The 22,813-nt window shown below is 75.4% G+C and carries 22 protein-coding genes; 3 read left to right on the plus strand and 19 right to left on the minus strand.

Features of this window, described 5'->3' with window-relative positions; all coding sequences use genetic code 11:
* Window positions 1-145: 145 nt before the first annotated feature.
* Together ACU610_RS24495 and ACU610_RS24500 are read right to left on the minus strand one after the other, a co-directional pair.
* Entirely contained in the window at window positions 146-1,462 is a 1,317-nt protein-coding gene (locus tag ACU610_RS24495; protein ID WP_446770292.1) for a citrate synthase, read from the minus strand.
* 91 nt (window positions 1,463-1,553) lie between these two features.
* Window positions 1,554-2,972: a class II fumarate hydratase gene (locus ACU610_RS24500; protein WP_446770293.1), complete on the minus strand. Its 1,419-nt coding sequence runs from the start codon at window positions 2,970-2,972 to the stop codon at window positions 1,554-1,556.
* Window positions 2,973-3,156: 184 nt separating this feature from the next.
* On the opposite strand from ACU610_RS24500, the gene ACU610_RS24505 reads away from it, so the two are divergent.
* A complete protein-coding gene (locus ACU610_RS24505) occupies window positions 3,157-3,843 on the plus strand; it encodes a DUF1707 domain-containing protein (RefSeq protein ID WP_446770294.1) in 687 nt (228 codons plus the stop codon).
* Between the two features lie 104 nt (window positions 3,844-3,947).
* Here the strand turns inward: ACU610_RS24505 and glpX are convergent, their stop codons facing one another.
* Window positions 3,948-5,000, minus strand: coding sequence for a class II fructose-bisphosphatase (gene glpX / locus ACU610_RS24510; protein WP_446770295.1), 1,053 nt, complete (start codon window positions 4,998-5,000; stop codon window positions 3,948-3,950).
* A gap of 72 nt (window positions 5,001-5,072) precedes the next feature.
* Here glpX and ACU610_RS24515 point away from each other — a divergent pair, with 72 nt between their 5' ends.
* Window positions 5,073-5,666 (plus strand): DUF4245 domain-containing protein, encoded by a 594-nt coding sequence (locus tag ACU610_RS24515; protein WP_446770296.1) that lies wholly within the window; start codon window positions 5,073-5,075, stop codon window positions 5,664-5,666.
* Here ACU610_RS24515 and ACU610_RS24520 read toward each other — a convergent pair.
* The 3 genes from ACU610_RS24520 to ACU610_RS24530 form a co-directional block, all read right to left on the minus strand.
* Window positions 5,654-5,872, minus strand: coding sequence for an exodeoxyribonuclease VII small subunit (locus tag ACU610_RS24520; protein WP_446770297.1), 219 nt, complete (start codon window positions 5,870-5,872; stop codon window positions 5,654-5,656). The genes ACU610_RS24515 and ACU610_RS24520 overlap by 13 nt on opposite strands.
* On the minus strand, window positions 5,869-7,089 hold the full coding sequence (gene xseA / locus ACU610_RS24525; RefSeq protein WP_446770298.1) for an exodeoxyribonuclease VII large subunit: 1,221 nt from the start codon (window positions 7,087-7,089) through the stop codon (window positions 5,869-5,871). The genes ACU610_RS24520 and xseA overlap by 4 nt, the downstream gene beginning before the upstream one ends.
* Before the next feature lie 153 nt (window positions 7,090-7,242).
* Window positions 7,243-8,709 carry a hypothetical protein gene (locus tag ACU610_RS24530; protein WP_446770299.1) on the minus strand — a complete coding sequence of 489 codons (1,467 nt, stop codon included), beginning with the start codon at window positions 8,707-8,709 and terminating at the stop codon, window positions 7,243-7,245.
* A 250-nt stretch (window positions 8,710-8,959) separates the two neighbouring features.
* Here ACU610_RS24530 and ACU610_RS24535 point away from each other — a divergent pair, with 250 nt between their 5' ends.
* Complete coding sequence (locus ACU610_RS24535; RefSeq protein ID WP_446770300.1) at window positions 8,960-9,931, plus strand: 4-hydroxy-3-methylbut-2-enyl diphosphate reductase; 972 nt, start codon at window positions 8,960-8,962, stop codon at window positions 9,929-9,931.
* Window positions 9,932-10,198: 267 nt separating this feature from the next.
* Here the strand turns inward: ACU610_RS24535 and ACU610_RS24540 are convergent, their stop codons facing one another.
* From ACU610_RS24540 to ACU610_RS24600, 13 genes are all read right to left on the minus strand, one after another.
* The gene (locus ACU610_RS24540) at window positions 10,199-10,996 is read right to left on the minus strand and encodes a DUF6542 domain-containing protein (RefSeq protein WP_446770301.1); all 798 of its coding nucleotides are present in this window, start codon (window positions 10,994-10,996) and stop codon (window positions 10,199-10,201) included.
* 223 nt (window positions 10,997-11,219) lie between these two features.
* The gene (locus ACU610_RS24545; RefSeq protein WP_446770302.1) at window positions 11,220-12,338 is read right to left on the minus strand and encodes a DNA recombination protein RmuC; all 1,119 of its coding nucleotides are present in this window, start codon (window positions 12,336-12,338) and stop codon (window positions 11,220-11,222) included.
* A gap of 142 nt (window positions 12,339-12,480) precedes the next feature.
* A complete protein-coding gene (locus tag ACU610_RS24550; RefSeq protein WP_446770303.1) occupies window positions 12,481-13,002 on the minus strand; it encodes a methylated-DNA--[protein]-cysteine S-methyltransferase in 522 nt (173 codons plus the stop codon).
* Entirely contained in the window at window positions 12,999-14,522 is a 1,524-nt protein-coding gene (locus ACU610_RS24555) for an AlkA N-terminal domain-containing protein (RefSeq protein ID WP_446770304.1), read from the minus strand. Before ACU610_RS24555 ends, ACU610_RS24550 begins: the two co-directional genes overlap by 4 nt.
* An 82-nt stretch (window positions 14,523-14,604) precedes the next feature.
* Window positions 14,605-14,904 carry a hypothetical protein gene (locus tag ACU610_RS24560; protein ID WP_446770305.1) on the minus strand — a complete coding sequence of 100 codons (300 nt, stop codon included), beginning with the start codon at window positions 14,902-14,904 and terminating at the stop codon, window positions 14,605-14,607.
* Between the two features lie 9 nt (window positions 14,905-14,913).
* Window positions 14,914-15,582: a cysteine hydrolase family protein gene (locus ACU610_RS24565; protein ID WP_446770306.1), complete on the minus strand. Its 669-nt coding sequence runs from the start codon at window positions 15,580-15,582 to the stop codon at window positions 14,914-14,916.
* A 68-nt stretch (window positions 15,583-15,650) separates the two neighbouring features.
* Entirely contained in the window at window positions 15,651-16,427 is a 777-nt protein-coding gene (locus ACU610_RS24570; RefSeq protein WP_446770307.1) for a TetR/AcrR family transcriptional regulator, read from the minus strand.
* A gap of 128 nt (window positions 16,428-16,555) precedes the next feature.
* On the minus strand, window positions 16,556-17,281 hold the full coding sequence (locus ACU610_RS24575) for a PIG-L deacetylase family protein (protein ID WP_446770308.1): 726 nt from the start codon (window positions 17,279-17,281) through the stop codon (window positions 16,556-16,558).
* Window positions 17,278-18,486, minus strand: coding sequence for a glycosyltransferase family 4 protein (locus ACU610_RS24580; RefSeq protein ID WP_446770309.1), 1,209 nt, complete (start codon window positions 18,484-18,486; stop codon window positions 17,278-17,280). The genes ACU610_RS24575 and ACU610_RS24580 overlap by 4 nt, the downstream gene beginning before the upstream one ends.
* Window positions 18,483-19,319, minus strand: coding sequence for a sugar phosphate isomerase/epimerase family protein (locus ACU610_RS24585; protein WP_446770310.1), 837 nt, complete (start codon window positions 19,317-19,319; stop codon window positions 18,483-18,485). The genes ACU610_RS24580 and ACU610_RS24585 overlap by 4 nt, the downstream gene beginning before the upstream one ends.
* Window positions 19,316-20,788 carry a YcaO-like family protein gene (locus tag ACU610_RS24590; RefSeq protein WP_446770311.1) on the minus strand — a complete coding sequence of 491 codons (1,473 nt, stop codon included), beginning with the start codon at window positions 20,786-20,788 and terminating at the stop codon, window positions 19,316-19,318. The genes ACU610_RS24585 and ACU610_RS24590 overlap by 4 nt, the downstream gene beginning before the upstream one ends.
* 73 nt (window positions 20,789-20,861) lie before the next feature.
* On the minus strand, window positions 20,862-21,767 hold the full coding sequence (locus ACU610_RS24595; RefSeq protein WP_446770312.1) for an MBL fold metallo-hydrolase: 906 nt from the start codon (window positions 21,765-21,767) through the stop codon (window positions 20,862-20,864).
* Window positions 21,764-22,777 carry a Gfo/Idh/MocA family protein gene (locus tag ACU610_RS24600; RefSeq protein WP_446770752.1) on the minus strand — a complete coding sequence of 338 codons (1,014 nt, stop codon included), beginning with the start codon at window positions 22,775-22,777 and terminating at the stop codon, window positions 21,764-21,766. The genes ACU610_RS24595 and ACU610_RS24600 overlap by 4 nt, the downstream gene beginning before the upstream one ends.
* Window positions 22,778-22,813: the final 36 nt, after the last annotated feature.

Here is a 22,813-nt window from a genome sequence, read left to right on the forward strand (position 1 = left end):
GGCGGACCCCATGCTGCCCGAGACGCCGAGGTCCCGTCGTCCGGGGGCGGACGACGGGACCTCGGCGGGATGGTGAGGTGCTGGAACGGCTCCCTTCCAGGGGCCCGCGCTGGGCCTGCGAAGCGCGGGCGGGAGGGAGCCTTGTTCAGCGCTGGTCGATGGGGACGAAGGCGCGTTCGGTGGCGCCGGTGTAGACCTGCCGCGGGCGGCCGATCTTGGTGGCCGGGTCGTTGATCATCTCCCGCCACTGGGCGATCCAGCCGGGCAGCCGGCCCAGGGCGAACAGCACGGTGAACATCCGGGTCGGAAAGCCCATCGCCCGATAGATCAGCCCGGTGTAGAAGTCCACGTTCGGATACAGCTTGCGCTCGACGAAGTAGTCATCGGACAGCGCGATCTCCTCCAGCTGCCGCGCCAGGTCCAGCAGCTCGTTGTTGCCGCCGAGCTTGGCCAGCACCTGGTCGGCGGTCTTCTTCACGATCGCCGCCCGCGGGTCGTAGTTCTTGTACACCCGGTGCCCGAAGCCCATCAGCTTCACGCCGGGCTCGCGGTTCTTCACCCGCGCCACGAACGCCGGGATGTCCCCGCCCTCGCGGGCGATGGACTCCAGCATCTCCAGCACCGACTGGTTGGCCCCGCCGTGCAGCGGCCCGAACAGCGCGTTGATCCCGGCCGACACCGAGGCGAACAGGTTGGCCTGCGAGGAGCCGACCAGCCGCACCGTGGACGTCGAGCAGTTCTGCTCGTGGTCGGCGTGCAGCACGAACAGCATGTCCAGCGCCGCGGCCAGCTCCGGGTCGACCTGGTAGGGCTCGGCGGGGAAGCCGAAGGTCATCCGCAGGAAGTTCTCCACCAGGCCCAGGGAGTTGTCCGGGTAGAGGAACGGCTGGCCGACCGACTTCTTGTAGGCGTAGGCGGCGATGGTGGGCAGCTTGGCCAGCAGCCGATGCGTGGAGATCTCCACCTGCTGGGGGTCGAAGGGGTCCAGGGAGTCCTGGTAGAAGGTGGACAGCGCGCTGACCGCGCTGGAGAGCACCGGCATCGGATGGGCATCGCGGGGAAAGCCCTTGAAGAACTGCTTGAGGTCCTCGTGCAGCAGGGTGTGCCGGCGCAGCCGGGAGTCGAAGTCGGCCAGCTGCGCGGCGGTGGGCAGCTCGCCGTAGATCAGCAGATAGCTGACCTCGACGAAGCTGGCGTGCTCGGCCAGCTGGTCGATCGGATAGCCGCGGTAGCGCAGGATGCCGGCGTCACCGTCGATGTAGGTGATCGCCGAGGTGCACGCGGCGGTGTTGACGAAGCCGATGTCCAGCGCGACCCGCCCGGTCGTCGCCAGCAGCTTGCCCGTGTCCAGTCCATCGGCCCCCTCGGTGGCCGGGACCACGGGCAGGGGCAGTTCTCCACCGGGATGGCGCAGGGCCACCTCACCGTTGCCGGCCGCAGCCGCGCTCGCACTCTCGCTCATCGAGGGGGACGCTACCCAGGTTCCCGGGTGTGTCACCACGCCCTGCCGGACGGCGGGAGCGGATCAGTCGTCGGACCGCCCCCGCCGAGCGTCACGGGTGGGTCATCGAGAGGACGTCGAGGGCCTCGTCGAGCTGCTGCTCGGTGAGCTTTCCCTGCTCGACGTAGCCGCGCTCCACCACGACCTGACGGATCGTCTTCTGCTCGGCCAGCGACTGCTTGGCGACCTTCGCCGCCTCCTCGTAGCCGATGTACTTGTTCAGCGGCGTGACGATCGACGGCGAGGACTCCGCGTACTCCCGGCACCGGTCGACGTTGGCGACGATCCCGTCGACACAGCGGTCGGCCAGGATCCGGCTCGCGTTGGCCAGGAGCCGGATCGACTCGAGCACGTTGCGCGCCATCAGCGGCAGCGTCACGTTGAGCTCGAAGACGCCGGTGGTGCCGGCGAACGTGACGGCGGCGTCGTTGCCGATCACCTGGGCGGCCACCTGGATGACGGCCTCCGGGATCACCGGGTTCACCTTGCCCGGCATGATCGAGCTGCCCGGCTGCAGGTCCGGCAGCTGGATCTCGCCGAGGCCGGTGCGCGGGCCGGAGCCCATCCAGCGCAGGTCGTTGGCGATCTTCACCAGGCCGACGGCGATGGTCTTCAGCTGACCGGAGCCCTCGACCAGCGCGTCCCGCGAGCTCTGCGCCTCGAAGTGGTTGCGTGCCTCGGTCAGTGGCAGGTCCAGCTCGTCGGCGAGCCGGTCGATGATGGCGGCCGCGAAGCCGGGCGGGGTGTTGATGCCGGTGCCGACGGCGGTGCCGCCCAGCGGCAGTTCGCCGATGCGGGGGAGCGAGGCCTCCAGCCGCTCGACGCCGTAGCGGACCGCCGCGGCGTACCCGCCGAACTCCTGGCCGAGCGTCACCGGGGTGGCGTCCATCAGGTGGGTGCGCCCGCTCTTGACGACCTCGGCGAACTCCGCGGCCTTGCGCTCGAGCGACGCCTCCAGGTGCCGCAGCGCCGGGACGAGGTCGCGGACGATGGCCCGGGTGGCGGCGACGTGGATCGCCGACGGGAAGACGTCGTTGGACGACTGTGACGCGTTCACGTGGTCGTTCGGGTGCACCGCCGACCCGAGCGCCTCGGTGGCGAGGGTCGCGATCACCTCGTTGGTGTTCATGTTGCTCGACGTCCCCGAGCCGGTCTGGAAGACGTCGATGGGGAAGTGCTCGTCCCACTCGCCGCGGGCGACGGAGGCGGCGGCGGTGCCGATGGCGTCGGCGGTCTCCTGTGGCAGGACGCCGAGGGAGGCGTTGACGGCGGCGGCCGTGCCCTTGATGGCGGCCAGCGCGGCGATCAGCTCCCGCTCGATGGGCGTGCCGGAGATCGGGAAGTTCTCGACGGCGCGCTGGGTCTGCGCCCGCCACTTCGCCCACGCGGGGACCCGGACCTCGCCCATGGAGTCGTGCTCGATGCGGTAGTCGGCGCCGTCCTGCGAGGCGGCCTGGGTCTCAGCGGGCATTGCTGCGGCTCCCGGTGGTCGTTGGTGACAGTGCTCCGACTACGGACCCTAGATGCCCGCGAGGGCACCGTCCGGACCGCTCCGGCGTGGGAACGGCCCGGGTGGCGAGGGCGGATGGGGCACGGGGCGTCGCATCCGCCGTCCGACCGGCACTGCGGGCAGCGGCTCGGCTACGGTCGGCCGCGTGAAGCCCGACGCCGTCCCCGCCCGGCCCGTCGTCCGCGCCTCGGATGCCGACCGCGAGGCCACGGTGACGCGTCTGCAACGGGCCGTCGCCGAGGGTCGGATCGACCTGACCGAGTTCGGCGAGCGGGTCGAGGCCGCCTACGCGGCAAGCGCCCACGAGGACCTCGCCGCGCTCGTCGCCGACCTGCCGCCGGACGCCCCGCCCCCGGTCGAGATCGTCGGCACGCGCGTCCCCGAGGAGCTCAGCACCGTGTTCGGCGACGTGAAGCTCGCCGGCCCCAACGCGCCGCACCGGGTGAGCACCGTCTTCGGTGACGTCCGGCTGGACCTGCGCGGCCTGCGCACGGACGCCGACCGCATCGAGATCACCCTCGGCACGGTGTTCGGCGACATCGACGTGGTCGTCGCCGAGGGGGTGGACGCCGAGCTGCGCGGCCGGACGGTCTTCGGCGACCGGAAGACCCAGCTGGCCCCGGTGCCGCGGCTGGCCGGCACGCCGCGGATCGTCGTCCACGCGCGCAGCGTGTTCGGCGACCTGCGGCTGCGCAGCCTGGCGCCGGGGGAGTCGGCGAGCCGGTGGCGGGCCATGGTCGACCGCCTCGCCGCCCGGCACCTGACGCCGCCACCTCCGCCGCCGGTCCCGCCCCTGCCGCCGATCCCCCCGCCGCCGACGCCGCCCCGGTGAGGCGTCGCCGGTCCTCCGAGGGGGCCGCGCAGGGACGACGCGGCGGCTCGGCTCGACCGGGGGACGGCTCCTGGCCGCGGTGCGGTCCGGAGGACCGCAGTGACTCAGCCCTCGGAGCGGTCGAAGGGCACGGCGGAGTAGGCGCGCAGCTTCTCCAGCGAGTGCAGGCTGTCGATCAGCCGGATCGTGCCGGACTTCGAGCGCATGACCAGCGACTGCGTGGTGCACCCGCCGGCCCGGTACTGGACGCCGCGCAGCAGCTCGCCGTCGGTGATGCCGGTGGCCACGAAGAAGACGTCGCCGCGGACCAGGTCGTCGATCTGCAGCACCCGGTCGAGGTCGTGGCCGGCGTCGAGGGCCTTCTGCCGCTCGTCGTCGTCCTTCGGCCACAGCCGGCCCTGCAGCGCACCGCCCATGCACTTCAGGGCGCAGGCCGCGATGATGCCCTCCGGCGTGCCGCCGATGCCCATGAGCAGGTCGACGCCGGTCCCCTCGCGCGCGGCGGCGATCGCACCGGCGACGTCGCCGTCGGTGATGAACTTGATCCGCGCGCCGGCCTCGCGCACCTCGTGGACCAGCTGGTCGTGGCGGGGTCGGTCGAGGATGCAGACGGTGACGTCGCCGGGGGAGCTGCGCTTGGCCTTGGCCACCCGGCGGATGTTCTCGGCGACGGGAGCGGTGATGTCGACGGCGTCGGCCGCGGCCGGGCCGGTCGCGATCTTCTCCATGTAGAACACCGCCGACGGGTCGTACATGGCGCCGCGCTCGGCGACCGCCATGACCGCGATGGCGTTGGGCATGCCCTTGGCCATGAGGGTGGTGCCGTCGACGGGGTCGACGGCGACGTCGCACTCCGGGCCGTTGCCGTCGCCGACCTGCTCGCCGTTGAAGAGCATCGGGGCCTGGTCCTTCTCGCCCTCACCGATGACGACGACGCCCTTCATGCTCACCGTGCCGATGAGCGCCCGCATCGCGTCGACCGCGGCGCCGTCGCCGCCGTTCTTGTCGCCGCGGCCCACCCAGCGGCCGGCGGCCATCGCGCCGGCCTCGGTGACGCGGACCAGTTCCAGGGCGAGGTTGCGGTCGGGTGCCGGCCGGTCGGAGCTGAAGCTGCCTCCGCTGTGGGTCGCGGAGCCGTCGGGCAGGGGCAGGGACACGCGGACCTCCTGGTTCCGCCGCACGGACGTTGGACGGCGGGGTGGGGCGATGAGTCCTGTCATCCTAGGGGGGTGAGCTCAGCCGGCCCGTCCAGTCAGTCCCCCGCGCAGGCGCCCTCGCCGGCGATCGAGCGGGCCAACCGCATGAGCGCGGCCAACATGCTGCGCTCGCTGGGCCCGTTGGTGCTGATCTGCCTGGCGCTGGTGGGCTGGATGGCGTTCAAGCAGTCCGGCGTCGACACGGTCCGCGAGGTCGACCCGGCCAGCACCGTGCAGCTGGCCGCCGCCCGCGCCGGCTACCCGGTGGTCGCCCCGGACGGCCTGCCCGACGGCTACCGCCCGACCAGCGCCCGCACCGACGCCGGCGACGCGGACGCCGGCGACCCGGTCACCCTGGAGATCGGCTACCTCACGCCGTCGGCCGAGTACGCCGGCTTCGTGGTCAGCGACGACGCCCGGGCCGGCGCGGTCGACGGCGTCCTCGACGGCGCGCAGGAGCAGGGCACCGTCGACCTCGGCGGGCAGACCTGGACCCGGGGGACGACGGAGCGCGGCGAGACGGTGCTCTCCCGCACCGACGGCGACGTCACCGTGCTGGTCACCGGGTCGGCTCCCGACGGGGAGCTGGAGACCGTCGCGGGGGCGGTGCGGCCCTACTCGGACTGATCGCCGGGGGTCGCGGCGGCGAGGCGCTCGCGGGCCCGGTCCAGCCAGTGCTGGCACAGCTCGGCCAGCTGCTCGCCGCGCTCCCACAGGGCGAGCGACTCCTCGAGGGTCAGCCCGCCGGCCTCCAGCCGGCGGACGACGTCAGCGAGCTCCTCGCGGGCCTGCTCGTAGGTGGTCGTCGGCTGCTCGGTCGGCTTCTCGCTCACGGCTCCCCATCCTCCCTGGCGACGCGCACCGGCAGCCGACCGCCCGCCACCCGCACCGACAGCCGCTCCTCGTCGGCCACCTCGCCGGGGTCCCGGACCAGGGAGCCGTCGGCCCGCTGGACGACGGCGTAGCCGCGCTGCAGCGTCGCGGCGGGGGAGAGGGCGGCGACCCGGGCGCGGGCGTGCTCGAGGTCGCGCTCGGCACCCTCCAGCCGGTGCACGAGTGTCCGGCGGGCGCGGGTCCGCAACTGCTCGACGTCGTCGGCCCGGCCGTGCAGCAGCCGTTGCGGATCGGCGAGCACCGGGCGGCTGCGGACGCTCTCCAGCCACCGTTCCTGCTGCTCCAGCCGGGCGCCGACCAGGTGCCGGGCGCGGGCGCGCAGCCCGTCGACCAGCCGGCGCTGCTCACCGATCTCGGGTACCACGCGGTGCGCGGCGTCGGTGGGGGTGGCGGCCCGGACGTCGGCGGCGTGGTCGACCAGCGTCGTGTCGGTCTCGTGGCCGACGGCGGTGACCACCGGCGTCCGGCAGGCGGCGATGGCGCGGACCAGGCCCTCGTCGGAGAAGGGCAGCAGGTCCTCGACCGAGCCGCCGCCGCGGGCGACGACGATGACCTCGACCTCGGGGTCCCGGTCGAGCCGCTGCAGCCCCTCGATGACCGACGCGGCCGCCAACGGCCCCTGCACCAGGCTGTGGTGGACGGCGAACCGGACGGCGGGCCAGCGGCGGCGCGCGGTGACCAGGACGTCGCGCTCGGCAGCGCTGTCGCGCCCGGTCACCACCCCGACGACGGCGGGGGCGAACGGCAGCGGGCGCTTGCGGGCGGCGTCGAACAGGCCCTCGGCGGCCAGCAGCCGGCGGATCCGCTCGATGCGGGCCAGCAGCTCACCGAGGCCGACGGCGCGGATCTCGGTGGCGCGCAGCGAGAAGGAGCCGCGGGCGATGTAGTAGTCCGGCCGCGCCCGCACGACGACGCGGGCGCCCTCGGTCAGCTCGAGGCCGGGGCGGTCGGCGACGTCCCGGCTGCAGGTGACCGGCACCGAGAGGTCGGCGGCCGGATCGCGCAGGGTGAGGAAGACCGTCGCGGCGCCGCGCCGGGACAGCTGGGCGATCTGCCCCTCGACCCAGACCTCACCCAGCCGGCCGATCCACTCGGCGACCTTGCGGGCCACCGTGCGGACCGGCCAGGGTGCTTCCGGCGTGGAGGGGGAGGTCACCCCCCGAGCGTGCCAAACGGTGGCGACACCCCGTGGAGCTGCCCCGGGCGGCCCGTCCCGGGTCCCGCCCCGAGCCTGGTGACGTGCTGGAACCGCCACCCTTCAGCGACCCGCGCCGAGCGTGCGACGCGTGGGGGGAAGGGTGGTCCTCTCTCAGACGCCGCGGGGGGCCAGCGGGCTGTCCTCGACGGCCTGGCGCTCCAGCTTCTCCAGCCGGTTGCGCAGCATCCGCAGGTAGGGCTCGCGGCCCCGGGTGGCCTCCTCGTAGGCGACCAGGTCCGCGACGGTGGAGAGCTGGTAGCCCCGCAGCCGGCCGCGCAGCTGGGCGATGGTGAAGCCGTCGTAGCCCTCGACCGGCGCGGCGCCGGCTGCCTGGGCACCGGCCGTGTCCTCGGCCGCGCCGGCGGCTCCGGACTCGTCGACGTCGGTGCGGACCCCGGTCGCCGCGGCCACGTCGCCGCCGCCCTCGTCGGTGGCGACCACGTCGGCGGTGCCGGTCTCGTCGGTGGTGCCCTCGTCGGTCGCCGCGGGAGCGCTCGTGTCCTCGCCTCCGCCGAGCTCGTCGTCGACCTGCGCGCCCGCGGCGGTGACGACCTCGTCGCCGCGGCCGGTCGCCTCGTGGTCGGCACCGGCGGGAGTGCCCTCGGTGGAGGGGCGGGTGTCGGCCTCGCTGGCCTCGCTGCCGAGGGCCTCGTCGACGCCGGTCTCCTGCCGGTCGGCCTGGGCCGGCGCGCCGGGGGTCCCGTCGACGGGCGTGCCGGCGGTCTCCTCCGCGGGCGCCTCGGGCGCGGCGACACCCTCGTCGGTCACGGTCCCCTCGACGGTCGCGACACCGCCGTCCGGGGTGAGGACGTCGACCTCGCCGGCCACGGCGGGCGCGCCGGCCTCCTCGCCGACGGGGGAGCCGCCCGGGTCGCTGGGTGCCGGGGCCTCGGCGGGTGCCGACGTGTGGACGTCGAACTCGGTGGCCTCGGCGTCCAGCAGGGACGCCGGCGGGGGCGTGGGGCTCTCGGCGATCTCGTCGCTGTCGACGACGCCGACGTCCCCCGAGCCGCCGTCGACCAGCGCGCTGTCGGGCGCGCCATCTGCCTCCAGCAGCGCGGTCTCCAGCGCGTCCTCGGTCGTGAGGCCGGGCTCGGCGCGGTCGACGTCGAGGCCGGCGGCGGCCACCTCGTCGGTGATGTCGGCCAGGGCCTCGACGACCTCCTCAGGGGCCGGCTCGGCGGGCAGCCCGGAGACCTCGTCGTCGATGAGCAGGGCGACCTCCTCGGCCATCTCCTCGTCGTCGACCGGCGCCGAGGCACGGTCGAAGGACGTCTGCTCGTCGAAACCGGGCGTGCGGTCGAAGGCAGAGGTGCGCCCGGGGGTCTGCTGGGGGAGGTCCTCGTCGAAGGTGGCCAGGCCGGGCTCCGACTCGCCGCGCAGCCCGGTGAAGACCTCGTCCCCGCGGGCCACCAGACCGGAGTACTGCTGCTGCAGCTTCATCGTGGCCTGCATGGCCAGGCCGATCACGCGGACCGGGAGGCTGGGCAGCGTCCGCGGCAGCCGGAGGGCGTCTTCGAGGACGGTGGCGGCCAGACCGACCACGGCACGGACGGCCTGAGGGATCTCACGCGACATGGCCCCACCCTGCCCCGAATCGCCGCGCCCGACACCCCGCTCCAGCGCGGACCACACGGATGGTGGTCCGGGTCTCATCCCGGGCGTTGCCCCTGCAGAGCTGGGTGTGAGCTTGCGCACGGGCGGGGGCGGCCTCCCTGCAGGGGCCTGCCGCGAGCTCGCGCGGCGCAGGGCAGGCGGCCCCCTGCAGGGTCCCGGTGTGAGCCTGCGAACACCGGGGGGCAGCGGACCCCTTCTCTACCATGGGGCCATGGCTGATCAGCGCGGACGCGTCCTGCTGGCCGATCCCCGGGGCTACTGCGCCGGCGTGGACCGGGCGGTGGTCGCCGTCGAGCGCGCTCTGGAGATCCACGGCGCCCCGGTCTACGTCCGCAAGCAGATCGTCCACAACAAGCACGTGGTCGCGACGCTCGAGCGGCGCGGGGCGGTGTTCGTCGACGAGACCGACGAGGTGCCCGAGGGGTCGGTCGTCGTCTTCAGTGCGCACGGCGTCTCCCCGGCGGTGCACCAGGAGGCCGCGGCCCGGCAGCTGAGGACGATCGACGCGACCTGCCCGCTGGTGACCAAGGTGCACCAGGAGGCCAAGCGGTTCGCCCGCGACGACTACGACATCCTGCTGATCGGCCACCGCGGGCACGAGGAGGTCGAGGGCACCTCCGGCGAGGCGCCCGAGCACATCCAGCTCGTGGACGGCGCCGAGGACGTGGCCAACGTCCAGGTGCGCGACCCGGAGAAGGTCGTCTGGTTGTCGCAGACCACGCTGTCGGTCGACGAGACGCTGACGACTGTCGACCAGCTCAAGACCCGCTTCCCCGGCCTGCAGTCGCCGCCGAGCGACGACATCTGCTACGCCACCCAGAACCGGCAGCAGGCCGTCAAGCAGATGGCCGGCGAGTGCGACCTGGTGGTCGTCGTCGGTTCCACCAACTCGTCGAACTCCGTCCGGCTGGTCGAGGTGGCGCTGGAGGCCGGCGCCCGGGCCGCGCACCTGGTGGACTTCGCCTCCGAGATCGACCCGGCCTGGCTCGAGGGTGTGGGCACCGTCGGCGTGACCAGCGGCGCCTCGGTGCCGGAGGTGCTGGTCAGCGAGGTGCTCGACTGGCTGGCCGCGCGCGGCTACCCCGATGTCGAGACGGTGAAGGCAGCCGAGGAGCGCCTGGTGTTCGCGCTGCCGCACGAGCTGCGCCCCAAGCGCGACGGAGCCGCCCGCCAGGCCCGCTGAGAGACGACCTCACGGACGGCAGGAGGCCCCTCCCGACCGGGGAGGGGGCTCCTGCCGGGACGACGGCCCCCGTCCGGAGGCTCGCCGCGGTCCCGTCACGGGCACCGCCGGCCCCCTGCAGGATCCCGCTGCGGCCCCGTCCCGGGTCCCACCCTGAGCTCTGACGGCCCCCTTGCAGGGTCCTGCCGCGAGCCTGCGAGTGGCGGGGCAAGGGGTCCTCCAAGGGGAGGACGGGGTCCTTCCACGGTGCGGAGGACGGGGTCTCCTTCAGCGGCGGGCGGCCCAGCGGATCAGCCCGACGACCGCCGCGCCGGCCGTGGCGACCGCCATCGCCGGGAAGGCGCGGATGAGCAGCGTGGCCGCCGACGCGAGGTTCAGCGAGGCCGGCGACGCCAGCGCGGTGTCCAGCGCGGCCACGGCGACGTAGACCAGCGGCGGGGCGATCACCGTGGTGAGCAGGTCGCTGCGGCGGACCACCAGGGTGGCCACGGCGCTGGCCGCGGTGAGGGCCACCAGCGTGACCGGTCCCAGGTCGTCGCCGATCCAGGACTCGAGGACCGCAGCGGCCAGGGTGACCAGGAAGACGGCGAGGACGGCGAGCGCGCCGCGCACCCGGCTGCGGCTCTGGGGTGCCTGCGCCGTCGCCCGGCGACCGCTCGGACGGCGACCCGCGGCCCGGGGCTCGGGGGAGCGGGGCTCGCGGCGCCGGTCGTCGGCGCCGACGTCGGGCAGGTCGCGGGGGTGGTCCTCCCGGCTCCGCGACCGGTCGGCGTCGCGGTGGACGGGACGGCTGCGCGCGGCGTCCCGCGGTGCGGGGCGCGCGGTCCGGGCGACGGACGGGCGCGACGCCACCGCAGCGGGGCGGTCGTCACGCCTGCGCGCGGCGCGCGCCATGTCCTCGGGGAACGGCGGCAGGTCGGTCGACCTCCTCCGCGGAGACGGCGGCGGGACCGGTGGGCGACCGATGCGCGAGACGTAGTCCGCCCCCTCGGGACGGGCGGCGACGCGCCCGTCGGCACGCCCCCCGGACTCGCGCCAGGTGTCGGCGGTGCTCACCGAGGCCATGGCGGACCTCCCGTCCCCTCGTGGCGGACCTCCTCAGAGGGGGTCCCTGTCACGGGCAACGGTAGCCACGGCCGAGGTGCCCACGAGGGAGGACGGCACCGAGGCGCACTGTGCACAAATGACAAAACCGCAGGCCGGAGCGCACATGCGGTGGGGTCCGCGGGACGCCTGTGACAGAACGGTGCGGACGTGACGACGGTGGCGTCCTGAGTCGGGCCGGGGTTCAGCCGGTCGTGCCGTCGCGCTCCACGGAGCGGGACCCGTCGTCCCGCGGCGACAGCCCCGCTGCCCGGGGCAGCTCCCCGGGCAGCGGCAGCTCGGTGGGCCGCAGCGTGCGCACCGTGGCCTCGACCGGCGGCGGTGTGGGCACCGGCGACTCGGCGACCCCGAGGTCGTCGAAGCGGCGGGCGGCCGCGAGCACCGACCCCTCGTAGGAGCCGATCGTCTCGTTGTAGCGGGTCAGCGTCGAGGACAGCGCCGAGCCCAGCCGGGTCAGGTGGCCGGAGAGGGTGGACAGGCGGGCGTGCAGCCGGCGGCCGACCTCGAGCACCTGGTCGGCGTCCCGGGCCAGCCGCTCCTGCCGCCACGAGTAGGCGACGGTGCGCAGCAGCGCCAGCAGCGTGCTCGGGGTGGCCAGCACGACGTCGCGGGCGAAGCCGTACTCCAGCAGCCCGGGTTCGGCCTCGAGGGCGGTGGTGAGGAACCCGTCGGAGGGCACGAAGAGGACCGTGAACGGCGCGGCCGGCCGGAACGCCGTGGGGTAGCGGCGGGCGGCGAGGGCGTCGACGTGGGCGCGCAGCTGCCGGGCGTGCGCGGCGACCCGCTCGGCGCGCACCGCGACGTCCTCGGCCTGCACCGCCTCGATGTAGCCGGTGAACGGCACCTTGGCGTCGACCACGACCTGCCGGCCGTCGGAGAGGGTGACCACCAGGTCGGGACGCACGCCCGCGCCTGCGTCGTTGGTGCTGGAGGGCTGCTCGACGAAGTCGCAGTGCTCGAGCAGGCCGGCGACCTCGACCACCCGGCGCAGCTGCACCTCGCCCCACCGGCCGCGCACGTGCGGGGTGCGCAGCGCGGTCACCAGCGCGGCGGTCTCCTGCCGGAGCAGTGCCGAGGTCTGCCCGACGGTGCCCATCTGCTCCCGCAGCTCGCCGTGCGCGGTGGCGCGGTCGCGCTCGATGCCGGCCAGCAGCCGGTGCAGGTGGTCGAGCGACTCGTGCACCGGCTCCAGACCGTCGTCGGCCGGGCGGCGCCGGGAGACCAGCGCGACGACGCCGAGGGTGACCGCGGTGGCCAGCAGCGCGCCGACGAACAGACCGGTGAGCAGCGAGGCGGCGTCCACACCGAGAGGGTGCCGGACGCCACCGACAGTTGCCGGTAGACACCGCGGGTGACCGGGGCATAGGAGGCAATACCCACGTCCCGGGGCCGTAGGACGTGTGCATTGCCTCCTATGCCTGGGGTGGCGCGGGGACGGCCTGGGTTCAGGCGGGGACGGGGGCGTGGGCCGCCTCGTGGTCGAGCAGCCAGCGCTTGACCGGCGTCCCCCAGCGGAAGCCGCCCAGCCCGCCGTCCGACCCGAGCACCCGGTGACAGGGGACGAACAGCGCCGCGGCGTTGCGGGCGCAGGCGTTGGCCGCCGCGCGGACCGCCGCCGGGCGCCCGCAGCGAGCGGCGAAGGCGGCGTAGGTGTCCGGCTCGCCGGGCGGGACGGTGCGCAGCACCTCCCAGGCGTCCTCGAGGAAGGGGCCGGAGCGCTGGCGCACCGGGACCTCGTCGATGGCGGTGACGTCGCCGGCGACGAAGGCCTCGACCGCGTCGAGCACCGGCAGGTGCTCGACGGGCTCGACCCAGGCCGGCCGCAGCGCGCGGTGCACGACGGGGAGGAGCTCGGCGACGTCGGCGGTCCAGCCGCTGGCGAGGACGGCGCCGTCGCGGGCCACGACCACGGTGAACGGCCCGGGCGGGGTCTCGACGGTGGCGGAGCGGGCGGGAAGCGGGGTCATGAGGCGCTCCGATCGAGGGGGAGTGGTCGTGCGTGGGCGGCGGGGCGGGTAGGAGTGGTCGGGCGGGTCGAGAGCATCGGCACGGCGAGTGCCCACAGGTGCATCACGGCGTAGGACCGCCACGGCCGCCAGCGGGTGGCGGCATCGGTGTCGGAGCTGCCGAGCGCGGCCAGGGAGCGGCGCAACGCCAGGTCGCCGGGCAGCCACACGTCGGGGTCGCCGAGCCCCCGCATCGCGACCAGCGCGGCGGTCCAGGGGCCGATCCCGGGGACGGCGCGCAGCGCGCGGCCGGCCTCCTCGCGGTCGGCGCCGGGGTCGAGCGTCACCGCCCCGGACGCCAGCGCGGCGGCGAGCGCGAGCACGGTGCGCCGGCGGGCGCCGGTCAGGCCGACGGCGGTGAGGTCGGCGTCGGCGAGTGCGGCCGGGCGGGGGAAGGCGTGGGTCAGGGTGCCCACCGGCTCGGGCAGCGGTGTGCCCGTGGCCTGCAGCACCCGGGCGGTGAGCGTGCGGGCACCGGCGAGGGAGACCTGCTGGCCGAGGACGGCGCGCACGGCCAGCTCGTCGGCGTCGGGGGATGCGGGCACCCGGCGGCCGGGCGCGGCGGCCACCAGCCCGGCCAGCGCGCAGTCGGCGCCGAGCACGCCGTCGACCGCGGTCGGGTCGGCGTCGAGGTCGAGCATGCGGCGGCAGCGGGCCACCGCCGTCCCCAGGTCGCGCAGCGCGGAGAGGTCGAGCCGGGCGGCCACCGCGGGGCCGCCGTCCGGGGCGGGGGAGAGGTGCACGACCCCGGGTCCGTGCGGCAGGTCGAGCACGCGGGAGAACGTCGTCCCGTCCCACTCCTCCAGGCCGGGGACGGCGTGCACGCCCAGGAAGAGCAGCACCTCGGCGGCTTCGTAGGGGGCGCGCGCGGCGAGCCGCAGGGTCAGCCGGCCGGGGACGCCGGGCGGTCCGGCCGGCGCGGTCTGCCGCAGCTCGGTCGGGGTGGCGGCGAAGACCTCGCGGACGGTGTCGTTGAACTGCCGGATGCTGGCGAACCCCGCGGCGAAGGCGACGTCGGCCATGGGCAGGTCGGTGGTCTCGATGAGCAGTCGGGCGGTCTGCGCGCGCTGCGCCCGGGCCAGCGCCAGCGGCCCGACGCCCAGCTCGCCGACGAGCAGCCGGTGCAGCTGGCGCTCGGAGTAGCCGAGCCGCGCGGCCAGGCCGGGGACGCCGGATCGCTCGACCTCGCCGTCGCCGATCAGCCGGACGGCGCGGGCGACGACGTCGGCGCGGCTGTCCCACTCCGGCGACCCGGGGACGGCGTCGGGGCGGCAGCGGCGGCAGGCCCGGTACCCGGCGCCCTGGGCGGCGGCCGCGGTGGAGAAGAAGGTGACGTTGTGCGGCAGCGGCGTGCGGGCCGGGCAGGACGGGCGGCAGTAGATCCCGGTGGTGGCGACCGCGGTGAAGAACCAGCCGTCGAACCGGGCGTCCCGGCTGGCGACCGCGCGGTAGCAGCGTTCGGCGTCCAGCAGCGGTGTCACGGAACGAGCATGACAGCGCCGGACGGCGGGGACTGGCGGTTTTCGGACGCCTGCGTCGGGCCGGTGCGGTCCGGGTGCCGGCCTAGGAGAGCCGGCCGTCGTCGCGGACGACCCGGAGGTGCGGACCGGTGCGGATGTCGGCGCGGGGGTCCTCCACGGGTGGCAGCCCGGCCACCCGGCGGACGCGGTTCTCGGGTACGTCGAGCGCCCGGGCGAGGGCCTCGGCCAGTCGCTCGCTGACCGGCCGGCGGTGGCGGCCCTCAGCGATCCGCTCGATGGTCTGAGGCGCCACAGCCCAGGACGACCGGCGCGATGCCTCCTCGACATCCCCGCCGAGTTCGAGCAGGCGGCGTCGCACCAGTCCCTGGAGGTCGTCGGCCACCCGCAGAGGCTAGAGCGACGCGGCCTCCGACAGCAGGCCGGTCGCGCCGAAGGCGTCCACGACCTCCCGGCTGTCGCAGCGGTAGGTCAGCAGGCTGTAGTCGAGGCTCGCCAGCGAGCGTTCCGCCGCCGCCGTGTCGACCACTCCGCACGCGTCCTCGACCACCACGGGGAGGAGACCGAGGTCGGCGGCGTGCCGCGCGGTCGGCTCGATCCCGATCTCCAGGACGGCGCCGACCAGCACGAGGGTGGTCACGCGGCGGTCTCTCAGGACGGCCTCGACCGGGGTCCCGACCAGGGCCGACATCCCGAGCTTGTCGAACACCGGCTCGCCGTCCGCGGGCGCCAGCTCGTCGACGACCTGGGTGTGGGGTGCGTCCGGCGGGAAGGCCGCCGTCACCGCGGCCGCCTCGCCCACCCGTTGCCACGCCATGGCCGTGCGCAGCGCCGTGACCCCCATGTGGGTGGGGGGCAGCGACACGTGCCGGACGTAGAGCACCGGGACCCCGGACTCCCGCGCCGCCCGCAGGACCGCCGAGATCCGCTCCACCAACCGGTCCCGGTCCCGCACGTGCGCGAGGATGCCCACCTGCGCGTCGTACACGAGCACCGCCGTCGTCGCTGGGCGGCACATCTCGGCCACCGTCTCGGGGACCGCCATGCCGAAGGCCTGCTGCATGCCGGGCAGCCTGGCACTCCTCCGGCTCTCCTGTCAGGGCGCTGGGCGGCGGATCCCGGGGGCAGCCCTCAGCCGGCCCGGCCCTCGACCAGGACGCCGACGCCGTCGAGCAGCCGCGCCAGCCCGAACTCGAACGTGCGCTCCGGGACGTACGCGGCCTGCAGTTCCTCGCCGGCGACCGGGCCCACGCGGGCCGCGGTGGGGTGGCGCGAGGCGTCGAACACCCGGGCCAGGTAGGGCTCCGTGGCCCGCCACCACTGCTCCTCGGTGGTCCCGGTGACCCGCTCGGCCGCGGCCCGCTCGTGCACGTCGCCGACCGAGCCGCGCACGAAGCCGTTGAGCAGGCTGACCAGCAGGTCCATCTCCAGCTCGGAGAGCCCGAGCCCGTCGACCGCCCGCAGCTCGAGCTCGTACTTGCGCATCAGCCCGGGCCCCAGCGGTGGCCGGCCCGTGGCCACGTGCACTGCCCACGGGTGGCGGAGGAAGAGCTCCCAGTTGGCCCGGGCCACCGCCTCCAGCCGGCTCCGCCAGCCGTGGCCGGTCACCACCCCCTCGTCGGGGTAGGTCTCCCCGAGGACGGTGTCGAGCATCAGGTCGACCAGTTCGCCCTTGCCCGGGACGTGCGTGTAGAGGGTCATCGTCCCCACGCCGAGCTCGCCGGCCACCCGGCGCATCGACAGCGCCGCCAGCCCCTCGGCGTCGGCGAGCCGCACCGCGGCGGCCACGATCCGGTCGACGTCCAGCCCCGGTCGCGGCCCGGGACGCGGGGCGGACTGGTCGGTGGTCCGCCACAGCAACGCCATGCTCCGAGCCGGGTCGCCGGTGCCGGTGAACTCGGTCGCCATGTCACCAGCCTCGCGCACGGCCGCCCGACACCCAGGACACGTGCTGCGCCGACACGGGCCTCGGCGGCGTCCGTGACGTGGACGAGGTCGCGGATCGACGTGCCCGGCGCCGCCGGTGACCAGCCGGCTCACCGGGCCGCGTCGCTGCCGAGGCCGGCGACCACGGCGCGCGCCCGGTCCCCGCCAAGGAGCACCTCGGGCAGGCCGGCCAGCGCCGCACGCATCCGCTCCACGCCGCCGAACTGGAAGCCCAGCTGGGTGGGGTAGCAGGCGCAGGCCTCGGCGCGCCGGTCCAGGTCCTGCGGCAGGCACACCTCGGCCAGCCCGTCGGGCAGGTGCGGGCCGGGGACGGCGGCCGGGACGCGCAACACGTACGGGCTGTCGCGCCACCACAGCACCGGCCGGTCCAGCGCCGCCACCGCCCGCAGCACCTGCAGGTGGTCGACGTGCCCGCCGAGCGCCTGCGGGGCCAGCCAGAGGTCCGCGTCGTGCTCCTCCAGGGCCGCGGCCAGCGACCGCCACACGGCGTCCTCCTCGTGGACGCCGGCGAAGAGGTCCGCGGCGCTGGTGTAGCCGCGGTGCGGCGCCTCGGGCAGGCCCAGGTAGAGCGGCGTCGCGCCCAGCACCGCCATCGCCGCGGCGTCCTCGTCGCGGCGCAGGGCGAGGTAGTCGACGTCGGCCGGCAACCCCTTGTCCAGCTGGCAGGCCAGCGCGAAGCCCCGGGGGTCGGGCACGCTCGCGGTGAAGCAGGTGACCACGGTGACCTCGTGGCCGGCCGTGGCGAGCGCCGCGAGCGTGCCGCCGACGGAGAACGCGGCGTCGTCGAGGTGCGGGCTGACGGCGAGGACCTTCACAGCAGGTGCGCCGCGGAACGGAACCGGCAGGAGAGGTCGACGCCCGAGGGCATCGACCAGTCAGCGGACGGCGTCGTCCCCACCACCGACCGGTGGACGGCGTCGACGGCCCGCGCCAGCACCGGCCAGGAGTAGAGCCGCCGCACCTCCTCGAGCGCCGTCGTCGCCAGCCGGGTGCGCAGCGCATCGTCGTCCAGCAGGCGGGTCAGCGCGGCCCGCAGCCCGGCGACGTCCCCGGGCGCGTGCAGCAGCCCGTTCTCCTCGTGCCGCAGGCAGTCGACGACGCCGACGCTGTCGGTGCTCACCGTGGGCAGCCCGCTGGCCATCGCCTCGAGCAGGGTGTTGCTGAACCCCTCGCTGTACGTCGGGCTGACGAACACGTCGGCCGAGCGGTAGACCTCCGGCGCCCGGTCGGGTGGCACGTACCCGAGGAACGTCGTCCGTTCGTCGGCGCGGGCCCTCGCCTCGTCGAGGTCCGGGCCGATGCCGGAGACGACCAGGCGGACGCCGTCGGGCAGCGCCTCGAGCAGGTCCAGCACGCCCTTGCGCCGGTCCACCCGGCCGTGGAAGAGCAGCACCGGCGGCTCGCGCAGCGCGCCCAGCGGTCTCTCGGCCGGCGTGAACCGCCGGGTGTCGGTGGCCCCGGGGACGACCGTGAACCGCGCCGGGTCGCTGCCGAGGTTGCCCACCACCTCGTCGCGGAAGCTGGCGCTGCCGATGAGCACCGCGCTCGAGGAGTCCACCACCGCGCGCATCGCCTCGGCGTGGGTGGTGCAGCAGGTGCCCACCCAGTGACCGTCGCCACCCTGGATGCTCACCACGGCCGGCAGCCCGGTCTCGCGGGCGGCGGCCAGCACGGCCAGGCCGGGCGGATAGCCGTACTGGGCGTGCAGGACGTCGAAGGGCTGCTCGCGGTGCAGGCCGACGACGGTGCGCACGATCGCATCGATGTCGCCCTCCCAGTCGGCGGGGACGACGGTCTCGCCGCGGCTGGGCAGCGCGACCACCTCGACGCCGGCCGGGACCCGGTCGGGCGGAGGCGGGCCGCCGCCGTAGACGCGGGTCCCGGCCTCGTCCTCGCGGTACTGGCTGACGAGTGCGACCTCGCTGCCCAGGGCCACCAGCTCGCGCAGCAGGTTCTCCGCGTAGACGCTCATCCCGCTGACCGCCGGCCAGTAGCGGCGGCTGACGAAGCAGATCCTCACGCCTGCTCGGCCTCCCTCAGCGTCGCGATCGCCCGCGGCACCATCTCGTGCGCGCGGTGTCCGTCGCGGGAGAGCTCGAGGGTGACCAGCCGCTCGTAGCCCACCTCCCGCAGCGCCCGCAGGACGGCGGGCAGGTCGACGTCCCCCTCGTCGAGGGGCAGGTGGTCGTGCACGCCGCGGCGCATGCCCTCGACGGCGACCGTGCCCAGGTGCGGCGCGAACGCGGCGACCGCCTCCTCCGGCTGGTACGCCCCGGCGACGACGCAGTGGCCGGTGTCGAGCGCCAGCGTGATCCCCGGCGCCTCCGCGGCCAGCCGGGCCCAACCGTCGCAGTCCTCGACCAGCATCCCGGGCTCGGGCTCGACGGCCAGGGCGAAGCCCCTCCCGCCGGAGCCGTCGACGAGTGCGCGCACGCCGTCGACCAGCCAGCCCCAGGCGGCGTCGCGGTCCACCCCCGGCCGCGGGACACCTGCCCAGAAGCTGACCGCCTCGGCGCCCAGCACCTCGGCCAGCTCGCAGGCCAGCCGCAGATAGGCCAGCCGCCGCGCCCGTCCCTCGGCGTCCGGGGTGACCAGCGTGGGCTCGTGCTTGGCCCGCGGGTCCAGCAGGTAGCGCGCGCCGGTCTCGACGACGACGCCCAGCCCCAGCTCATCGCAGCGCGCCCGCACCTCCTCCGCCTGCGCGAGGGCGTCGGGCGCGAACGGGTCGAGGTGGACCACGTCCAGCGTGAGCGCGACCCCCGCGTAGCCGGTGTCGGCGAGGAAGGGCAGCGCGTCGGACAGCCGGTGCGAGGTCAGCCCGTTGGTGTTGTACGCGTAGCGCAGGGCGGTCACCGGGCCAGCACCTCCGCGACCGCGTGCCGGCCGGGCTCGCGGTACAGCGCGTAGAGGGGGCCCACCCGCCGGTCGGCGCCCGCACGGTCGAACCAGGCCGGCCCGCCCAGCCGCTCCTCGGCCTCCGCGGTGAGGTGCACCCGCGCCCAGCCGCCCGGGTCCGCTCCGACGGCCACCAGCGCGTCGCCGCGGTCGAGCAGTCGGCGCACGCCGCGCTCGCCGATGCGCCCGTAGGACATCGTCTCGACCTCCAGGCCCGGCACCAGCACCTTGGCGGCGACCGCGTCCCCCATCGAGGGCTGCAGCTCGACGAGCACGTCGTGCCCGGCGGCCTGGACCGAGCCGAGCACCGTGGCCGCCAGGTCGTCACCGTCTCCTGGGCCGGACCACGTCGGCAGGTCGGCCAGCGCGACGGTCTCCCGGCGCGACAGCACCGAGTCCTGCAGCAGGTCGACCAGCGCGCCGGTGCCCATCCGGGCCCAGGCGAGCATCGCCTCGAGCGCGCGGCCCTCGTCGACCAGCCGCTCCGGTGGGTGCCCGCCCCGCCAGGACTCGAGGTAGCCCGGTGGGGTGGCGGTGCGGACGACGTCGAACGGGCCGTGCATGAACGCCTTGCGGCTGCGCGCCGACGCGAACTCGTGCAGCGCCTTGCGGACGGCGGTGTCGCGGTCGGGGTGCGCCGCCTCGCCGCACGCCGTCGCCATGACCGGCACCGGCTCGGAGAGGTCCCGCGAGCAGCCGACGGCGTACACGTCGACCACGCCGAACTCGGTCGCCGCCAGCTTCACCACGACCTCGATGCCCGCGGCGTCGAGCCGGTCGAGCAGCGCCAGCGCGTCGGGGTCGCGCAGACCGGCGAGGTCGACGACGACACCCGCGTCCATCGCGCGGAAGGAGGTGGCGTTGCCGTCGCGCTGCAGCACCTCGAGCAGCGCGTGCGCGACCGCGCGCTCGGCGTCGAAGGCCGCGCCCTGCCCGTTGGTGATCACCGTGGTCAGCCAGCCGTCGGGCGGCGGGGTGCCCGGCAGGTCGTCGGGGGCGGAGGCGACCAGCTCGGCGGGCACCAGCACCGTCTCGCCGTCCCGCTGCCGGGTCATCGGCAGCCACTGCAGCGGCCGGTCGTCGTCGTAGGCGCTGCCCGCCTCCAGGCACAGGGTGCGCGGGTCGGCCACCCGGTCGCGGCCGTGCCGCCTCGTCAGCTGCGCGTAGGAGCCCTGCTCGCGCTCGACCCCCCGGTGCGCGCGCAGCGACAGCGCCATCTCGGCCATCTCGCCGAGCGCCCCGGTGCGCGCCTCCTCGCGGGTGGCGCCGTAGCCCAGGCCGCTGCCGCCGGGGTGCTCCGGCGACGGGGCCAGGACCGCGCTGTGCAGCGGCACGTCCAGGACGTCGAGGCCCTCGATGGCGAACTCGTCGACCGGCGCGGGGAAGGAGTCGAGGTACCGCTGTGACGCGGTCAGCGTGCTCGGCACGAGTCCTCCTCGCTGGCGCTCGTCGGGCTCGTGCCGAGACGTGCCGTGCCCATCGGTGGGCTCGCGAGCTCGCTCACAACTCCTCCAGCGCGACGGGGGCGGCGTCCGGAGGGCCGGAGAGCAGCCGCTGCACCAGGTGGACGACGTGGTCGGTGGTCACCCCGCGGACCAGCTCGAACGGCGTCGCGACGGCCTCGAAGTCCAGCGCGCCGACCACGGTCAGGTACTCGCGCAGCTCGCCGTGGGAGAGCGGGATCTGCGCGTGGAAGGCCTTGTGGGCGCTCAGCGCGACCGGCGCGCCGGCTCCGTCGAGGTCGACCTTGAGCGAGTCGCCGCAGAAGAGGACGCCGCGGCGGCGGTCGTGCAGCACCGAGTGCCCGGGGAAGTGGCCGCCGGTGCGGTGCAGGGTGAGGTCGGGGGCCAGCTCCAGCTCGTCGTCCGCCGGCCAGGTGACCCGGAAGGCCTTGGTCCACTCCAGGTCCCGGACGCCGACGCAGACAACCCGCGGCTCGAGCTCCTGCTGCAGCTGCCACAGCGCGCCGTACCCGTGCACGTGGCTGGAGGCCAGCACGTCGAACCCGCCCTTGGCCTCGGCCATCCGCCGCAGCTGGGCGAGCATGTCGGCGGTGTACCAGGGGGCGCACTCGAAGCCGACCAGGCCGGCGTCGCTCTCGATCACCCAGCCGCGGCTGTCCAGGCCGAAGCGGGGGTGGGTGCCGAACTCGGTGACGCCCTCGACGGCGGTCGGGCGGCAGAAGCCCTCGACCGTCTCCTCGACCTGCGCCGGCGTCACGAACTCGAAGCCGTTCTCGGGCAGCGCGTTGCGGACGTCGGCGCAGACCGGGCACACCAGCGGGCCAGGGGTCGGCCAGCGCTGCCAGTGCCCGCAGTTGGTGCAGGCCCAGGCGGGCAGGTCCGGCAGCAGGCCGCGGTAGGGGTTGGTGCCGGGCGGGTCGGTGCGGGCGGGGTCATCGGTCATCGGGGGCCTCCGGGGTCCTCGAGGGCGGTGAGCAGCAGCCGGTGCAGCGCCAGGTCACGCGCCGCGTCGTACGGCCAGGGCGCGTGCCCGGCGACCGCGGCGGTGAAGGCGGCGAACTGCGCGGCGAAGGGGGAGTCCCCGGCGAAGGGGACGTCGACCGGGTCGGGCCGGTGGAGGGTGAGCGAGCCGCCCGCCGTCTGGCCCATCGTGTCGACGGCGACGGCCATCCCGCGGGTGCCGACGACCTCGAGCCGGCGGCGGGGGAGCGCGTCGGGGGTGTTGAAGGCGACGTGCAGGTCGACCAGCACGCCGCCCGCGGTGCGCCCGGACAGCAGCGCGCCGTCGTCCACCGGGTAGTCCTGCACCCGCCGCTGCAGCAGCGCGCGCAGCTCGACGACGTCCTCACCGAGCAGCACCCCGGCCAGGTCCAGGCCGTGCGGCGCCAGGTCGATCGCCGCGCCGCCCCCGGCCCGCGACCGGTCGACCCGCCAGTTGTCGTGCGGCCGGCCGTCCGGCGACCAGTCGGCGGGCAGCCAGCAGCAGTAGACGATCCGCACCGCGGTCACCGTGCCCAGCTCGGGCACCAGCTCGCGCAGCCGCACGTGGGCGGGGTGCCAGCGCTGGTCGTACGCCGTCCCGAGGAGGACGCCGGACTCACGGGCGGCGGTCACCATCGCCCGCGCGTCCTCGACGTCGGCAGCCAGCGGCTTCTCGCAGAGCACCGCCCTGCCGGCCGCGGCCACCGCCTCGACCACCTCGCGGTGCGCGACGTTGGGGACGGCGACGTACACCGCGTCCAGGCCCGGCGTGGCGAGGAAGGCGTCGAGGTCGGTGTGCGCCGGCGCGTCGACGGGCACGCGGGCCATCGCGCCGGGGTCGCGGTCGTGCAGCGCGACGACCCGGGCGCCCGGCGTCGCGAGGAGGGCGGGCAGCGCGTGGTCGCGGGCCACCCAGCCGCAGCCGGCGACGCCCCACCCGACGGCGCTCCCCGCGAGCCTCCCCTGCGCCAGATCTGCACAGTGGCGCCCATCAGGCCCCTGATGGGC

This window comes from Geodermatophilus sp. URMC 61, assembly GCF_052931555.1.